This window comes from Mycobacterium sp. TH-M103, from assembly GCF_057473785.1.
On the sequence record NZ_JBYCLG010000227.1, the window covers coordinates 1 to 15,512 of the forward strand.

Here is a 15,512-nt window from a genome sequence, read left to right on the forward strand (position 1 = left end):
TCCCGAAGAAGCCCTCGACTGCGCCTGTGGCCTCTACCTCGGCGACCCCACCGCATGGCAACAACCCCCGACGAATTAACGGGCAAGACCACTTAGGCCCGCGCGGGTCCAGCAACAACGGGTGGGTTAGCTCGGGGACGCCGGAGGGCGCGCCTCGACGACCACCCCGCGCGCCACGAGGTGGTCGATCAGCGGCCCCGCACCGACGGCGAGGTGTTCCGACATCGCCGCGCGCGCCCTCTCGCCGTCGTGCGACTCGAGCGCGGAAAGGATCCGCCGATGGTCCTTCATCGACCGTTCCGGCCAGCCCTCGATCGTCGGGAAAACCGACTCGGGTGCGTAGCGGGTGACCAGCGACATCAGCTGGGCGAGTTTCGGGGAATCCGCGGCGACGTTGATGGCCCGGTGGAACTCGTGATTGAGGCGGACGGCCGCCTCGTGGTCGTCGCGGGCGTAGGCGTCCTCCAGCTGGGCCTGGATCTGCTTCAGCTCGCCCAGTTGGTCCGCGGTGATGTCGGTGGCGGCCCTGGCGGCCAGTTCCCCGCCGACGTGCGCCTGGACGTTCGCGACGTCGGTTACATCTTGCCCGGTGACCGGTAACACCACGAATCCCCGGCGGGGCTGTTGGTCGATCAGGCCTTCGGCGCGCAGGGCGAACAGCGCTTCGCGCACCGGGGTGACACTGATCCCCAATTCCGCGGCCAACTGGTCCAGACGGATGTAGGCGCCCGCTGCGTAGGTGCCGTCGAAGATCCGGCCGCGGACCAGGCGCGCGACGTCGTCGGAAAGTTGCGGCCGGGCGGCGAAATCGGGGACGGTCACCGTCTCACACCCGATAGTCGGCGAGCAGTCGCTTGCTGATGATCGACTTCTGGATCTCGCTGGTCCCCTCGCCGATGAGCAGGAAGGGTGCGTCGCGCATCAGGCGCTCGATCTCGTACTCCTTGGAGTAGCCGTAGCCGCCGTGGATGCGGAAGCTTTGCTGGGTGACCTCGGTGCAGTATTCGCTGGCAAGGTATTTGGCCATGCCGGCGGCGACGTCGTTGCGCTCCCCGGAGTCCTTGAGCCGCGCGGCGTTGACCATCATCAGGTGCGCCGCCTCGACTTTGGTGGCCATCTCGGCGAGCTGGAAGGCGATGGCCTGGTGCTCGGCGATCGGCTTGCCGAAGGTGTGCCGCTGCTGGGCATAGCGCACGGCGAGCTCGAAGGCGCGGATACCGACACCGCAGGCGCGCGCCGACACGTTGACCCGGCCGACTTCGATGCCGTCCATCATCTGGAAGAACCCCTGGCCCGGCGTGCCGCCCAGGATGTCGTCGGCACTAGCCCGGTACCCGTCGAAGATCAGTTCGGTGGTGTCGATGCCCTTGTAGCCCAGTTTGTCGATCTTGCCCGGAATCACCAGTCCCGGCACGGTCTCGCCGAACCCGGTGGGCTTCTCGACAAGAAACGCGGTCAGGTTGCGGTGCGGCTTGCCAGCGCCCTCGTCGGTGCGCACGAGCACGGCGATCAGCGTCGAGCTGGCCCCGTTGGTGAGCCACATCTTCTGGCCGTTGATGGTGTAGTCGCCGTCCGGGTTGCGTTGCGCGCGAGTGCGTATCGCGGCGACATCGGAACCGAGCTCCGGCTCGGACATCGAGAACGAACCGCGCGAATCGCCGGTCGCCATGCGCGGCAGATGTTTCCGCTTCTGGGCGTCGGTGCCGTGCTGGCGCAACATGTACGCCACGATGAAGTGGGTGTTGAGCACCCCCGACACGCTCATCCAGCCGCGGGCCAACTCCTCGACGCACAGCGCGTAGGTCAGCAGCGACTCGCCCAGCCCGCCGTACTCCTGCGGGATCATCAGGCCGAACAGGCCCATCTCGCGCATCTGGTCGACGATGTCCTGGGGATAGGTGTCGCCGCGTTCGAGTTCGGCGGCGTGGGGAATGACTTCCTTCTCGACGAATTGCCGCACCGTGGCGATGATCTCGGTCTGGAATTCGGTCAGGCCGAGAGTCTGGGCGAGTTTGGTCATGCGCTTCTCTCTTTCGGCGGGCTCAGCGGGCGATCGTGTTGGCGTCGGCCAGGCGGTCGATATCGGCAGCGCTCAGGCCCAGGCGCTCGGCGAGGACGGCGGCGGTGTCCTGCCCCAGCGCGGGGGCCGGCGCCCCGGCCGGGTGGGTCCCGTCGAAGGCGGCCGGCAGGCCGGGGGCAAGATACTCCCCGACGCCCGGTTGATCCAGCCGCGAGAACAACGGATTGGCGGTCACTTTCGGGCTGGCCGCGGCCTGCGCGAAGGTGCGGTACCGCTCGACGAGCACGGTGGTGTCCGCCAACGCGGCGGTGATCTCGTCGGCGGTGTGCTCGGCGAACCAGACGGCGAACAGGCCCGAGAGTACGTCGCGGTAGCGGTAGCGGTCCCCCTCATCGGCGAAGTCCACCCCCAGCGCCCCGGCCAGCGCCGCCACCGCGTCTCCGGTGCCCGTCACTGCGACCAAATCGCGAAAGTGCCTGCCCGTCAACGTCACCACCATGAAGGTGGCGCCGTCGCGGCTGGTGAAGTCCTGGCCGTACTGGCCATAGATGGCGTTGCCCAGGCGCTCGCGCTGCGTCCCGGTGACCTGCGGCTCGGTCAACAACCCGAGGTTGCCCGCAGTGGCCAACGCGACGTCCTCGAGCGCGAGGGTGATCCGCGCGCCCGCACCGCACTGGTCGCGGCGGCGCACGGCGGTGACAACGCCCAGCGCGGCGTACAGGCCGCAGCACACGTCCCAGGCCGGCAGCACGTGGTTGATCGGGCCGGCGTGGTCGGCCGGACCGGTGACGAGCGGGTAGCCGATGCCGGCGTTGACGGTGTAATCCACCGCCGTGGAGCCGTCGCCGCGGCCGAGCAGCTGGACGTGGATGACGTCGGGGCGCCGGGAGGCCAACACGTCGTGGCCGAGCCACGCCAGCCCGGCGGCGTTGGTGACCACGATGCCGTCACCCTCGACGATCAGGCGCTGGACCAGCTCCTGGCCCTCGGCGGACCGCAGGTCGATGGTGGCCGAGCGCTTGCCCTTGTTCAGACCGGTCCAGTAGATCGACGTGCCATCGGCCGCCAGCGGCCAGCGCCGCGCATCCGACGCGCCGCCGACGGGGTCGATCCGGATCACCTGCGCGCCAAGCTGTCCCAGCGTCATGCCGCACAGCGGCGCGGCCACGAAGCTGGACACCTCCACCACGGTGAGCCCGTCGAGGGGCAGCCCGCTCATGCCGACGCGACCCGTTCGAAGACCGCGGCCAGCCCCTGCCCGCCGCCGATGCACATCGTCTCCAGCCCGTAGCGAGCCTCGCGGCGGTCCAGTTCGCGCGCCAGCGTGGCCAGCATCCTGACGCCGGTCGCGCCGACGGGATGGCCCAGCGAGATCCCCGAGCCGTGCACGTTGGTCCGGTCGTGGTCGGACTCGCCGAAATCCCATTCCCGCATGACCGCAAGCGCCTGGGCGGCGAAGGCTTCGTTGAGCTCGATGAGGTCGATGTCGGCGAGCGTCAGGCCGGCCCTGGCGAGCGCGGCCTCGGTGGCGGGCACCGGTCCGATGCCCATGACGTCGGGCGGCACGCCGGCCGACCCCCAGGAGACCAGGCGCACCAGCGGCCTCAGGCAGTGTTCCTCGGCTTTCTCCCGGGTGGTCACCACGCACATCGATGCCGCATCGTTCTGACCACTGGCGTTGCCGGCGGTGACGGTGGCATCCGGATCCTGATCCAGCAGAACGGGTTTGAGCTTGCCCAGCGACTCCACCGAGGTGTCGGCGCGCGGGTGCTCGTCGGTGTGGACCAACTCCTCCCCCTGGCGGGTGCGCACCGGCACCGGAACGATCTCCTCGGCGAGGATTCCGTTCTTTTGCGCGGCGACGGCCCGCTGGTGCGAGCGCACCGCGAGCTCGTCCTGCTCCCGGCGTGAGATGCCGTACCGGCGCCGCAGGTTCTCCGCGGTCTCGAGCATCCCGCCCGGGACCGGGTAGTGGCGGCCGCCGGCGGTAGTGCGGCCGCGCGCCAGCCCGTCGTGCACCTGGACGCCGCCCCGGGCGCCGCCCCAGCGCATGTCGGTGGAATAGAAGGCGACGTTGCTCATCGACTCACAGCCGCCGGCGATCACCAGGTCGTGGTCGCCGCTGCCCACCTGCAGGCACGCCTGGATCACCGCCTGCAGGCCCGACCCGCAGCGCCGGTCCACCTGCATGCCGGGGACCGTCACCGACAGGCCCGAGTCCAGCGCCACCACGCGCCCGATCGCCGGGGCGTCGCTGGTGGGATAGCAGTGCCCGAGGATCACGTCCTGGACCGCGTCGGGCGCCAGCCCGGTCCGCCCCAGGAGGCCCTTGAGTGCGGCGACACCGAGGTCGACGGCGCTCTGGGACTTGAAGATTCCCCCGTAGCGGCCGATCGGCGTCCGCACGGGTTCGCAGATGACTGTCTCACGCATGCCCACTCCTTTGCCGAGCAGAGGCGAAATCGCGCCAGTTCGGCACGAATTGGGTGACTTTGCGTCTGCTCGCGCTGAGAAAACTCATATGTGGCGGCCGCCGGTCACTTCCATCACGGTGCCGGTCATGTACGACGACAAGTCAGAGGCCAGGAACAGCGCGACACCGGCGACCTCGCTGGGCTCCCCGGCGCGGCCCAGCGGCACCTCGGCCTCCTTCTGGTCCCAAATATGTTGCGGCATAGCCTCCGTCATGGCCGAACGGATCAGGCCGGGGGCGATGACATTGACCCGTACACCCAGGTAGGCGAGCTCCTTGGCTGCGGCCTTGGTCATCCCGACGATGCCCGCCTTGGCCGCCGAGTAGTTGGTCTGTCCGATCATGCCGACCTTGCCCGACACCGACGACATGTTGATGATCGATCCCCGCTTTTGTTCCCGCATGATCGCCGCCGCGGCCCGGATCCCGTTCCAGGTGCCCTTCAGGTGCACGGCGATGACCTGGTCGAACTGCTCCTCGGTCATCTTGCGCATCGTCGCGTCGCGGGTGATGCCGGCGTTGTTGACCATGATGTCCAGGCCGCCGAAACGCTCGACCGCGGTCTGGACCAGAGCCTCGACCTCGGCCGCCTTGGTCACGTCGCAGCGGACCGCCAGCGCCCGTGGCATTGAAAGGTCTTCGCCGCCAAGCTGTTTCGCCGCGGCCTCGGTGGTCTCGAGGTTCACGTCGCCGAGCACCACGCGCGCGCCCTCGGCCACGAAGCGTTCGGCGATGGCGAAGCCCAACCCCTGCGCACCACCTGTGATCACCGCAGTTTGACCGCTCAGCAACGACACCGGATCACGCGTCCTTCCCTGTTTCCGCTCCCGGTCCGGGGGCACACCATTTCGAATATCATATTTCATATAGGATTTTACCCGCCCCTGGGGTTTCCCCACCGAGTGAGGAGCGTCTGCCGAATGACAACCGCCGAAGTTCCCGAAGTCTCCGACGAGGACTTCCAGGAGATCCTCGCCCAGACCCGTCAGTTCGTCCGCACCGCGGTGGTACCGCGCGAACAGGAGATCCTGGCCGACGATCGGGTACCCGACGACCTCCGCGAGCAGGCCGCCAAGATGGGGTTGTTCGGTTACGCGATTCCCCAGCAGTGGGGCGGGCTGGGGTTGAACCTGGCCCAAGACGTCGAACTGGCAATGGAATTGGGCTACACCTCGCTGGCGCTGCGCTCGATGTTCGGCACCAACAACGGCATCGCCGGGCAGGTGCTCGTCAGCTTCGGCACCGACACGCAAAAGGAGCGCTGGCTCGAGCCGATGGCGACCGGCGATGTCGTCGCATCCTTCGCCCTGACCGAGCCCGGCGCCGGGTCCAACCCCGCCGGACTGAAGACCAACGCCGTTCGCGACGAAGACAACTGGGTCATCTCGGGGCAAAAGCGCTTTATCACCAACGCGCCCGTCGCCGACCTGTTCGTGGTGTTCGCGCGCACCCGGCCGGCCGACGATCAGGGCCCCGGGATCGCGGTGTTCCTGGTCCCCGCGGACGCCGCGGGCGTCGAGGTGGGCGCCAAGGACGCCAAGATGGGCCAGGAGGGCGCGTGGACCGCCGACGTCGGCTTCGCCGACGTGCGGGTAGGGCCCGACGCGCTGATCGGCGGCAGCGAGGACATCGGCTACCGCGCGGCGATGACCTCTTTGGCGCGTGGCCGGGTCCACATCGCCGCACTGGCCATGGGCGCAGCCCAGCGCGCGCTCGACGAGTCGGTGGCCTACGCCGCCACCGCGACCCAGGGCGGGGCGCCGATAGGCAGCTTCCAGTTGGTGCAGGCGATGCTCGCCGACCAGCAGGCCGGGGTGCTGGCCGGGCGCGCGCTGGCGCGTGAGGCCGCGCGGCTGTGGGTCACCGGCGAGGACCGCCGGGTCGCGCCGTCGGCAGCCAAACTCTTCTGCACCGAGACCGCCGGCAAGGTCGCCGATCTCGCGGTGCAGATCCACGGCGGCAGCGGCTACATGCGCGGGGTGCCCGTGGAGCGCATCTACCGCGACGTGCGGCTGCTGCGACTCTATGAGGGCACCAGCGAGATCCAGCGGCTGATCATCGGCTCCAACCTGATCAGGGCGGCGCAGCGGTGAGCGGACGGCTCGCCGGGAAGGTCGCCTTCGTCACCGGCGCCGCACGCGGCCAGGGGCGGGCGCACGCCGTCCGTATGGCCGCCGAGGGCGCCGACGTCATCGCCGTCGACATCGCCGGCAAGCTCCCGTCGTGCGTGCCCTACGACCCGGCCACGCCCGAGGACCTCGCCGAAACGGTTCGCCTCGTCGAGGAGACGAACCGCAGGATCGTCGCCACCGTCGTCGACACCCGCGACTTCGCGGGGCTGCGCAAAGCCGTCGACGACGGCGTCGCCGCGCTCGGACGCCTCGACGTCATCGTTGCCAACGCCGGGGTCTCGGCCCCGCAGGCCTGGGACGAAATCACCCCCGAAACCTTCCGCGACGTCATGGACATCAACGTCACCGGCACCTGGAACACAGTGATGGCAGGCGCGGACAAGATCATCGCGGGCGGGCGCGGCGGCTCGATCATCCTCATCAGCTCCGCGGCAGGCCTGAAGCTGCAGCCGTTCATGGTGCACTACACCACCAGCAAGCACGCCGTCACCGGGATGGCCCGCGCCTTCGCCGCCGAGTTGGGCAAGCACTCGATCCGGGTCAACAGCGTGCACCCGGGCCCGGTGAACACGCCCATGGGATCCGGGGACATGGTCGCGGCCATCGGCAAGGCCATGGAGACCAACCCGCAGCTGTCCAACATGCTGACGCCGTTCCTGCCGAATTGGGTCGCCGAACCCGAGGACATCGCCGACACGGTGTGCTGGCTGGCCAGTGACGAATCGCGCAACGTCACCGCCGCCCGGATCCCGGTGGACCAGGGTTCGACCCAGTACTGAACTTCGCGGGCCGGGAATAGCCGGCACGGATCGGTGCTTGCAGTCGGCATGAAAAGCTTCAGCGACACCGAACGCCAGGACTTCCTTGCCGCAACGCACATCGCCGTGCTCTCCGTCGATGCCGGCGACGGCCGCCCGCCGGCCAGCGTCCCGATCTGGTACGACTACAGCCCCGGCGGCGACGTGCGGATCATGACCGGCGCGTCCAGCCGCAAGGCCCGGCTCATCGAGCGGGCGGGTGCGGTGACGCTGGTGGTTCAGCGCGAGGAGTTGCCCTACCAATACGTGGTGGTGGAGGGCACCGTCGTGGACACCACCAAGCCGGCCCCGAGGGACCTTCAGGAAGCCATCGCCATTCGCTACCTCGGCGAAGAGGGCGGCCGCGCCTTCCTGCGCAGCATGCAGGACGTCGAGGAGGTCTTGTTCACCATCCGGCCCGACCGCTGGCTCAGCGCCGACTTCTCCGACGAGTTCTGAGTCCTCAGCCGATCAGGTCCAGCGTTCCCAGGTCGCGCACGGCCTGGCAGCCGCGGGCGAGCATCGTCAGCACCATGTCGTCGCCGCGGTCGGTGGCGGCCGCGAACGCGAATCCCAGCGCCGAGATCAGCAGGGCCTGCGGCACCCCGAGCCGGTAGTCGCGCCAGCACGTTTCGCGCTCGTAGCCGCTGACACCGTGTTCCAGAAGCGCGCGATGGTAGTCGTCGACGAGATCGTTCTCGATCGCCGACCGCAGTTGCGAATCCAGGCTGGTGGCGGTGAAGTAGGCGAGGTCCCTGGCGGGAAGTCCCACCCCCAGCGTCTGCCAGTCCACCACGCTCACCCGGCTGCGATCGGGATCGAACAGCATGTTGTCCAGTCGGTAGTCACCGTGCAGCAAGGCGAACCGGTCGTACTCGGTGAGCAGCCAGGGCGTCACCAGCCCCATTGTCGCGGTGAAGGTCTCGCGGTCCGTGGCGCTCATCCGGTCGCCGAGCTTCGCCAGGGTGATGTCGAGGCTCATCTTCGCCACCTCGCCGAGCCCCTTCGCGCCGGCTTCGTCGGGACGCGCGAACGCGATGCCCGGAAAATCCAGCCACACCGGGTCGCACCAGCTGGGGCCGTGCAAGCCGGCCAGCGCCGCCACCGCCAGCCGCGCCTCCTGCTCACCGCAGCCGGCGAGCTGATCGCCCTGCACCGCGGGCGCCTGATCGGCAAGCAACAGCGCGTAATCCATTGCATCGTCGGTGATCTCGCAGTAGAAACACTGCGGTGTCGGAACCCGGACCCGGTCGGCCACCCCGGCATAGAACGCGCACTCGCTGCGATAGCCGACGGTGACCCGGTCGCGCACGGTGTCGTCCTGGGCCGGCAATTTGATGACGAACGTATCGGGCAGGCCGCCGGGATCCGTCGCGTACCGGGCCTTGACCCGATAGGTGGCGCCGGTCTGTCCGGTGCCGATGGCCACCACCTCCACGCCGGCGATCTCGACCACGCTGCCGCGCCGGCTGAGCGCGGCGGACAGCCATTCGGGTGTCACGTCGCCGGGATACCGCGGGATCGACACCACCGCACTCATGCACATGCCTCCGTGAAACCGGCTCGATCGGACTGACAAACTGTAAGGCATACGGCAAGAGTTGCGGTGCGCCGGGCTTCACCGCCGCCGCAGCGGCGCACGCAACCGGTCGGCGACCTGGGCGCGCCACTTGTCCGGGGACACCGGCGCCGGCGCCGGGTCCGACGGCGGCACCACCGATCCCTCTGGTGCGGCGGCGCTTTCACCGCGCCGGGTGCCCATCGCGCGACCGGCGCTCCAGTAGGCCTGGGCGTGGATCCCGGACTTGTGGAAGCCGAACTCCTCCCGCAGCCGGTGGCGCACGTGTTTGAGCGTCGTGGCCTCCGGCGTCGCCCAGGCATACCAGCCCGACCAGTCCCGCGTCTCGATCGCCTCGGCCAGCGACTTCGCGTCGCGGCGGGCGACCCAGTGCACCCGTGAGCGCGGATGCCGCGCCAGCGGGATCAGGGTGTCGTCCTCGTCGTGCTGCTCGAGGTAGGTCTCGATCGGGACGTCGTCGGGCACCGTCCCGATGATCCCGTTGATGCCCGGAATCGACGCCGAGTCACCGATCAGCAGATAACCGGCCGGCCGCTGCGCGGGCGCCTCGAAACGCGACGACCCCATCAGCGACATGACCGCGATCGTCGCGCCCGGCTCGACCGTGCGCGCCCACGACGAAGCCGGCCCGGCCGGGTCGTGCAACACGACATCGACCGCGAAGCGACCCCCGGCCACGTCCGCCTCCGAGATCGTGTATGCGCGCTGGAACTCGGTGTCGGACCCGTCCGGGTCTGGAAACCAGAAGCGCAGCCACGCGGCGGGTTCGGGCACGGCGTCGTCGAACAGCGTCGGCGACACCATGCGTACCCGGACGCAGTGCGGGGCGATGCGCACGGTCTCGGTCACCGTTGCCGCGTGGTCGCGTGCGCCGAAGACCCGCAACACCACACCCTGGAACCCGCGCGCCATCAGCGGTGCTCCCCCGCCGCGCCGATCTCTGCCAAGACACCACGCTCCGATTCGGTAAGTTACCCAAAACTAAGGGTTGCCTTACCAAAGGTCAAGCCGGGGCGACGGGCCCGGTTCGGTCAGGCCGCGCGCCCCTGAAGTTCGCGCAGCGCGCTGCGCAGCCCGCGCCGCTTGCCGGTGGCGGGATCGACGAAGCTGTCCCGCAGCCCTTCGCGGACACGGAATTTCAGTTCCGAACGGGTTTCCGGGGCGTCGTCGGGACTGGCTCTGAGCAGCTTGTCGGGCAGGGCCAGCTTGAAGATCGTCCAGAACGACTGCCAGTACTGGCGGCCCAGGGACCCCGTCGTGTAGGGCAGGTCGTACTTGTCGCACAGCTCGCGCACCCGCACGGCGATCTCCGCGTACCGGTTGCTGGGCAAGTCGGGGAAGAGATGGTGCTCGATCTGGTAGCACAGGTTGCCGCTCATGAACGCCATCAGCGGACCGGCGTTGAAGTTCGCCGACCCCAGCATCTGGCGCAGATACCACTCCCCGCGCGTCTCGTTCTCGAACTCCTCGACAGTGAATTTCTCGGCGCCGTCGGGGAAGTGGCCGCAGAAGATCACCCCGTAGGCCCAGACGTTGCGGATCAGGTTGGCGACCATGTTGGCCTTCATGGTGCGTTTCCAGTTCGGCCCGGTCAGCGCGGGGAAGATCAGGTAGTCCTTGCCCTCCTGCTTGAGCACCTTCTTGCCGATGACGCGCAGGTCCTTGCGCGCCTCGGCCCAGGTCTTCTCCTTCTTGCGGATCTTGGCCGTCTCGATGTGGTGCAGGGCGACGCCGTATTGGAAGAGCAGGCCCAGCAGGAGGTTGTTGATCGGGTTGCCCAGCATCCAGGGCTCCCACGGCTCGTCGCGGGTGACGCGCATGATCCCGTAACCGACATCGCCATCGAGGCCGACGATGTTGGTGTACTTGTGGTGGATGTAGTTGTGGGAGTGCTTCCACTGCACGCTGGGGCAGGTGGTGTCCCACTCCCACTCCGTGGAATGGATCTCCGGGTCGTTCATCCAGTCCCACTGGCCGTGGATGATGTTGTGCCCAAGCTCCATGTTCTCGATGATCTTGGCGGACGCCAGCATCGCCGTCCCGGTGAGCCACGCGAGCTTGTTGTGGCTGGCGAACAAGACGATTCGCCCGCCGGCGGCCAGCCCCCGCTGCAGCTGGATCGCCCGGCGGATGTAGCGCGAGTCGCTCTCGCCCCGCGACTCCTCGATGTCGGTGCGGATGGCATCGAGCTCCCGTGCCAGCTGCTCGACGTCTTCGGTTGTGAGGTGGGCGTATTCCTTGATATCGGTGATTGCCATCGGTTACCCCTCAAATCTTGATGGTGCAGCTGCCCGACGCGGTCGAGATGCACGTTTGAATGCGGTCCCCTTCGCGGTGTTCGGTCCCGGAACGAACATCGCGGACATGGCCGGCCTCCAGCGGAAGCACACAGGTCTGGCAGATCCCCATCCGGCACCCGAACGGCATCTGGATTCCGACCTTTTCACCAGCTTCCAAAATCGATGTGGCGCCGTCGATTTCGATGCTTTTGTCCGAAATCGAGAAGGTGACCGTGCCGCCTTCCCCGCCCTTGTCGGTAGCGGCGATGGTGAAGCGCTCCATGTGGATCTGGTCGCCCAGGCCCGCGCTCTTCCACACTTCTTCGGCGGTGTCCAGCAGGGCGGACGGGCCGCACACCCACGCCGGTCGCTCCCGCCAGTCGGGGACTATGTCGGCGAGCTCGCCGAAGTCGAAATGGCCTTGAGTCTCGGTGAGCTGCAGGTAAAGTCGGTAATCGTTCTGGCTGGTTTCGAGCTCGCGCAACTCGTCGTGAAAGATCACCGCATCGGCACCCGGAGCCGAGTGGATGTGCACGATGTCAGCCTGCTGCCGGCGAGACTTCAGCGTGCGCAACATCGCCATCACGGGGGTGATGCCGCTGCCTGCGGTGATGAACAAAATCTTGGCCGGCGGCGGGTTGGGCAGCCTGAAGTCCCCTTTCGGCGCCGCGAGCCGCACGATGGTGCCCGGTTTGACGCCGTTGACCAGGTGACTCGACAGGAAGCCCTCCGGCGTGGCCTTGACGGTGATGGTGATGTTCTTGTTGTCGCGCCGCGGGATCGACGTCAACGAGTAGGAGCGCCAGTGCCACCGACCGTCGATCCGCACCCCGATGCCCACATACTGGCCCGCCGTGTACCGACCTGAGAAGCCCCAGCCCGGTTTGATCGTCACGGTCGCCGAATCGGCGGTCTCCGGACGCACGTCGACGATGAGGCCGCGCAATTCGCGCGCCGACCACAGCGGGTTGAGCATCTTGAGGTAGTCGTCGGGCAGCAGCGGGGTGGTCGCCCGGGCCGCCAGTCCACGGGGCACGTTGACCCAGGATCTGGCGGTCTGCACGCCTCTGGCGGGCGCCGTGCTCCATCGTGCGAGGGTGCGAAGCGTTGAACCCATTTTTTGTTCCTGAGGTCTGATCGGGGTTGCCGCGAGTCGGTTGAACCACGGTTCCTGACCGGCTTCCCGGCCGCCGCTTTCACTAAACACTTGTTCGCTGGGAACTGGCGGAGCTCGGGCGGCGGGCGGCAACGATGCCCTGGCCCACGGGGAATTCGGCGTCCAGTCACCACGGTCGTCGCCAGCGGGCAGCCGGGGTGACCGGTGCTCACCGAGCCGGCGCCCCGGGCCCCGGGCCGCCGCCGGACCGCACGGGTCCGTCTTCGCTGCGCTCCGGTCTACCCGGGGAATGGTTCGGGCGGGGAGGGAAGGTCGGCCTCGGGCTCCTGCCGCTCGCGCGCGCCCAGCGCGGTCTTCGGCCGCCGCGGTGCGATGCCGGGTTGCCGACTCCAGATGCACAGCCGAATCTGATGCGCCTTGGCCGACGGTGTGGTCGTGCACCCGCGCCACCTGCTCGTGCGCACGCGCGGAGGCCTCGAAGCTCTCAGCGGGCGACAGCCCCGCGTACGCGGCGCGTTCGGGGCACGCGGCCGCCCTGCGTTCGGCAAGTTCGGCGGCCTCGGCGGCGACGAAATCGTCCGATGCCGGCGGCTCGGGTCCGGTGGCCACGGCGCCTCGCCCTGCTGGTGCGGCTCGTCCGGGTCAAAACGCCGCGTGCCCGCAAAGCCGGCGAGTGAAACCTCCGGGTTCGCACCCGTTTCGGGCGGCCTGCCGCCGGGAGGTATGAGGACAGCCAGCCGAGCACTCCACAGCCAGAGCCGGAAAATTGGCTCGGCTGCAGAAGGAGACGACTGCGATTGAATGCACTTGTATGTTGACGCCGAATTTCTCTGCCCGAAGTGCATTGGCGTAGCCGTTTGCCGGCGCACTGCTTTGCTTTCTCGGCCGCGAACGCAGCACCGACGTTCGGTAGCGGATCGGGTCGCGACAAGCACATTTCTCAGCGACGCTTACACGCAAACCCGTCACGGCGAATGAACACCGTCAAGCCAAACCGCGACGCCTGGGACGTCGACCCTTTTCGTAGCCGCCAGCCCGCGCATTTTCCCCGGCGCCTGTCACATTCATCGGATTCACCCAGATGTGCTGACGACCTCACTAATGTGGTGACGACAACGACCTGACTAGAGGTGGCGATGTCCTATCTGGCGGTGGCCCCGGAGTTCTTGACTTCGGCGGCGACGGAATTGTCCACGATCGGCTCGGCTGTGACCGCTGCGCATACGGTGGCGGCGGCCCCCACGACCGGGGTGGTGGCCGCGGCCGAGGATGAGGTCTCGGCGGCGGTAGCGTCGCTGTTCTCCGGCCACGGCCAGCACTTTCAGGCGCTCAGCGCGCAGGCGGCAGCGTTTCACGCCCAGTTCGTGCGGGCACTGAGCGGCGCGGATGGGGCGTATGTGACCGCGGAGGCAGCCAGCGCCAATCCCCTGCAGGCCTTGACGAGTGCCGCCCAGACTGCCGGGCAGTTTCAGGTCTTCGGGCGGCCGCTGTTCGGCGACGGCACCAGCGGGGCGTCGGGCACGGGGCAGGCCGGTGGGCCGGGTGGCTGGCTTTTCGGCAATGGCGGAAATGGCGGGTCCGGTGCGGCCGGGCAGCCCGGCGGTGCCGGCGGATCGGCCTTCCTGTTCGGCAACGGCGGTAGCGGCGGTCAAGGCGGTGCGGGCACCACCGGCGGCATGGGCCAGGCCGGCGGGACCGGTGGGGCCGGTGGGGCCGGCGGGACCGGCGGGCTACTGTTCGGCGCCGGCGGGGTGGGCGGGGTCGGCGGGATCGGCGGGGACGGCGGCGCGGCCGCGGCCGGCTCAGGCGCCGTCGGCGGTAACGGCGGCACCGGTGGTGTGGGCGGGTCCGGCGGAACCGGCGGGCTGTTGGGCGCCGGCGGGGCCGGCGGCGAGGGCGGCGGCGGAGGTAACGGCGGGACCGGCGGAACCGGCACCGCCGGCAACGGCGGTAACGGCGGCGTCGGTGGTAACGGCGGGGCCGGCGGCGGCGGAGCCGGCTCGTTGGGCGGCAGCGTGGGCGCCAACGCAACCGGCGGCAACGGCGGCAACGGTGGCACCGGCGGCAGCACCAGCTTTTCCGGCGCAGTCAGCGGCAACGGCGGCAACGGCGGGCACGGCGGCGCGGGTTCCATCGGCGGCACCGGCGGCGACGGCGGCGACGGCGGCGCGGCCGGCATCGCCGGGGCCGGCAACGGCGACGGCGGCACCGGGGGCACCGGCGGCAGCGGGGGCGCCCTCGGCACCGGCGGCGACGGCGGCACCGGAGGCAACGGCGGCGCCGCCGGCTTCATCGGCGCCGTCGGCGGCACCGGAGGCAACGGCGGCGTCGGTGGCGCCGGCTTCACCGGCGGCACCGGAGGCGCCGGAGGCGACGGCGGAGGAGGCGTCCTCACCGCCACCAGCGGCGCCATCGCCGGCGGGGGCGGCGGAGGCGGCGGCGCCGGCGGTGTCGGTGCCCACGGCGGAAGCGGCGGCGCCGGTGGTACGGGCGGCCGGGCCGAGATACTCAATCCCGGCGGCGGCGTCGACGTCGCCAGCACCGGCGGCGGAGGCGGCCTAGGCGGCCACAACCGGTTAACTCTTGGCGGTGACGGTGCTGGCGGGGGCGGCGGGGGCGCCGTCAACGTCGGTGTCGCCTCGATCACGGGCGGGACGGGCGGCACCGGCGGCAGTGCGCTCGGCGGTTCCAACCAAGGCGGCACCGGCGGCACCGGTGGCACCGTCAGTGCGACCGCAAGCACCGCCGTCGACGCCGCCGGCGGCGGTGGCGGTGGTGGCGGCACCGGCCTGCTGAACGGTGGCGACGGCGGCACCGGGGGCGCTGCCAACGCGATCCCCGGCGGCACCGGCGGCACCGGCGGCACCGGACTCACCTCCCCCGCCACTCCCGGTAGCAGCGGCACCGGAAGCGGCGGTGGCACTCCCGGCCAAGGCGGCGGCGTTCAGCTAGGGCAACCCGGCTCGGGCGGCGGTGGCGGCGGTGGCAGCGCCGCGGTCGTCACTGCCGGCGAAGGCACCGCCACCGGCGGCACCGGCGGCACGGGCCAATAGCGCCCGGCATCAGCTGGCGAAGGCCTCCACGGCGTCGGTGCGGGCGGAGGGACTCGAACCCT

Annotated in this window: 12 protein-coding genes and 1 pseudogene; 4 read left to right on the forward strand and 9 right to left on the reverse strand. The window is 69.5% G+C overall.

Annotated features, from left to right (window positions below):
* Positions 1-126 precede the first annotated feature (126 nt).
* The 5 genes from AC2VOR_RS13185 to fabG form a co-directional block, all read right to left on the reverse strand.
* Positions 127-822, reverse strand: coding sequence for a GntR family transcriptional regulator (locus tag AC2VOR_RS13185; protein ID WP_369737711.1), 696 nt, complete (start codon positions 820-822; stop codon positions 127-129).
* Between the two features lie 4 nt (positions 823-826).
* Positions 827-2,020, reverse strand: coding sequence for an acyl-CoA dehydrogenase family protein (locus AC2VOR_RS13190; protein WP_369737710.1), 1,194 nt, complete (start codon positions 2,018-2,020; stop codon positions 827-829).
* Between the two features lie 22 nt (positions 2,021-2,042).
* Positions 2,043-3,239: a CoA transferase gene (locus AC2VOR_RS13195; protein ID WP_369737709.1), complete on the reverse strand. Its 1,197-nt coding sequence runs from the start codon at positions 3,237-3,239 to the stop codon at positions 2,043-2,045.
* A complete protein-coding gene (locus tag AC2VOR_RS13200; protein ID WP_369737708.1) occupies positions 3,236-4,453 on the reverse strand; it encodes an acetyl-CoA C-acetyltransferase in 1,218 nt (405 codons plus the stop codon). Before AC2VOR_RS13200 ends, AC2VOR_RS13195 begins: the two co-directional genes overlap by 4 nt.
* Positions 4,454-4,537: 84 nt before the next feature.
* Entirely contained in the window at positions 4,538-5,290 is a 753-nt protein-coding gene (fabG, locus tag AC2VOR_RS13205; RefSeq protein ID WP_369741498.1) for a 3-oxoacyl-ACP reductase FabG, read from the reverse strand.
* Between the two features lie 123 nt (positions 5,291-5,413).
* Here fabG and AC2VOR_RS13210 point away from each other — a divergent pair, with 123 nt between their 5' ends.
* The 3 genes from AC2VOR_RS13210 to AC2VOR_RS13220 are packed head-to-tail and all read left to right on the forward strand — an operon-like array spanning position 5,414 to position 7,881.
* Complete coding sequence (locus tag AC2VOR_RS13210) at positions 5,414-6,586, forward strand: acyl-CoA dehydrogenase family protein (RefSeq protein ID WP_369737706.1); 1,173 nt, start codon at positions 5,414-5,416, stop codon at positions 6,584-6,586.
* Positions 6,583-7,404, forward strand: coding sequence for a mycofactocin-coupled SDR family oxidoreductase (locus AC2VOR_RS13215; protein WP_486963922.1), 822 nt, complete (start codon positions 6,583-6,585; stop codon positions 7,402-7,404). The genes AC2VOR_RS13210 and AC2VOR_RS13215 overlap by 4 nt, the downstream gene beginning before the upstream one ends.
* A gap of 48 nt (positions 7,405-7,452) precedes the next feature.
* Positions 7,453-7,881 carry a pyridoxamine 5'-phosphate oxidase family protein gene (locus tag AC2VOR_RS13220; protein WP_369737705.1) on the forward strand — a complete coding sequence of 143 codons (429 nt, stop codon included), beginning with the start codon at positions 7,453-7,455 and terminating at the stop codon, positions 7,879-7,881.
* A 4-nt stretch (positions 7,882-7,885) separates the two neighbouring features.
* Here AC2VOR_RS13220 and AC2VOR_RS13225 read toward each other — a convergent pair whose 3' ends face one another.
* The 4 genes and pseudogenes from AC2VOR_RS13225 to AC2VOR_RS13240 form a co-directional block, all read right to left on the reverse strand.
* Positions 7,886-8,962 carry a phosphotransferase family protein gene (locus AC2VOR_RS13225; RefSeq protein WP_486963923.1) on the reverse strand — a complete coding sequence of 359 codons (1,077 nt, stop codon included), beginning with the start codon at positions 8,960-8,962 and terminating at the stop codon, positions 7,886-7,888.
* A gap of 87 nt (positions 8,963-9,049) precedes the next feature.
* Positions 9,050-9,913, reverse strand: a pseudogene (locus tag AC2VOR_RS13230) (siderophore-interacting protein); the annotation flags it as partial.
* A 119-nt stretch (positions 9,914-10,032) separates the two neighbouring features.
* Positions 10,033-11,259 carry a fatty acid desaturase family protein gene (locus AC2VOR_RS13235; RefSeq protein ID WP_369737703.1) on the reverse strand — a complete coding sequence of 409 codons (1,227 nt, stop codon included), beginning with the start codon at positions 11,257-11,259 and terminating at the stop codon, positions 10,033-10,035.
* A gap of 10 nt (positions 11,260-11,269) precedes the next feature.
* The gene (locus AC2VOR_RS13240) at positions 11,270-12,397 is read right to left on the reverse strand and encodes a ferredoxin reductase (RefSeq protein ID WP_369741497.1); all 1,128 of its coding nucleotides are present in this window, start codon (positions 12,395-12,397) and stop codon (positions 11,270-11,272) included.
* 1,136 nt (positions 12,398-13,533) lie between these two features.
* On the opposite strand from AC2VOR_RS13240, the gene AC2VOR_RS13245 reads away from it, so the two are divergent.
* The gene (locus AC2VOR_RS13245; protein ID WP_486963924.1) at positions 13,534-15,450 is read left to right on the forward strand and encodes a PE family protein; all 1,917 of its coding nucleotides are present in this window, start codon (positions 13,534-13,536) and stop codon (positions 15,448-15,450) included.
* The last annotated feature ends 62 nt before the right edge of the window (positions 15,451-15,512 follow it).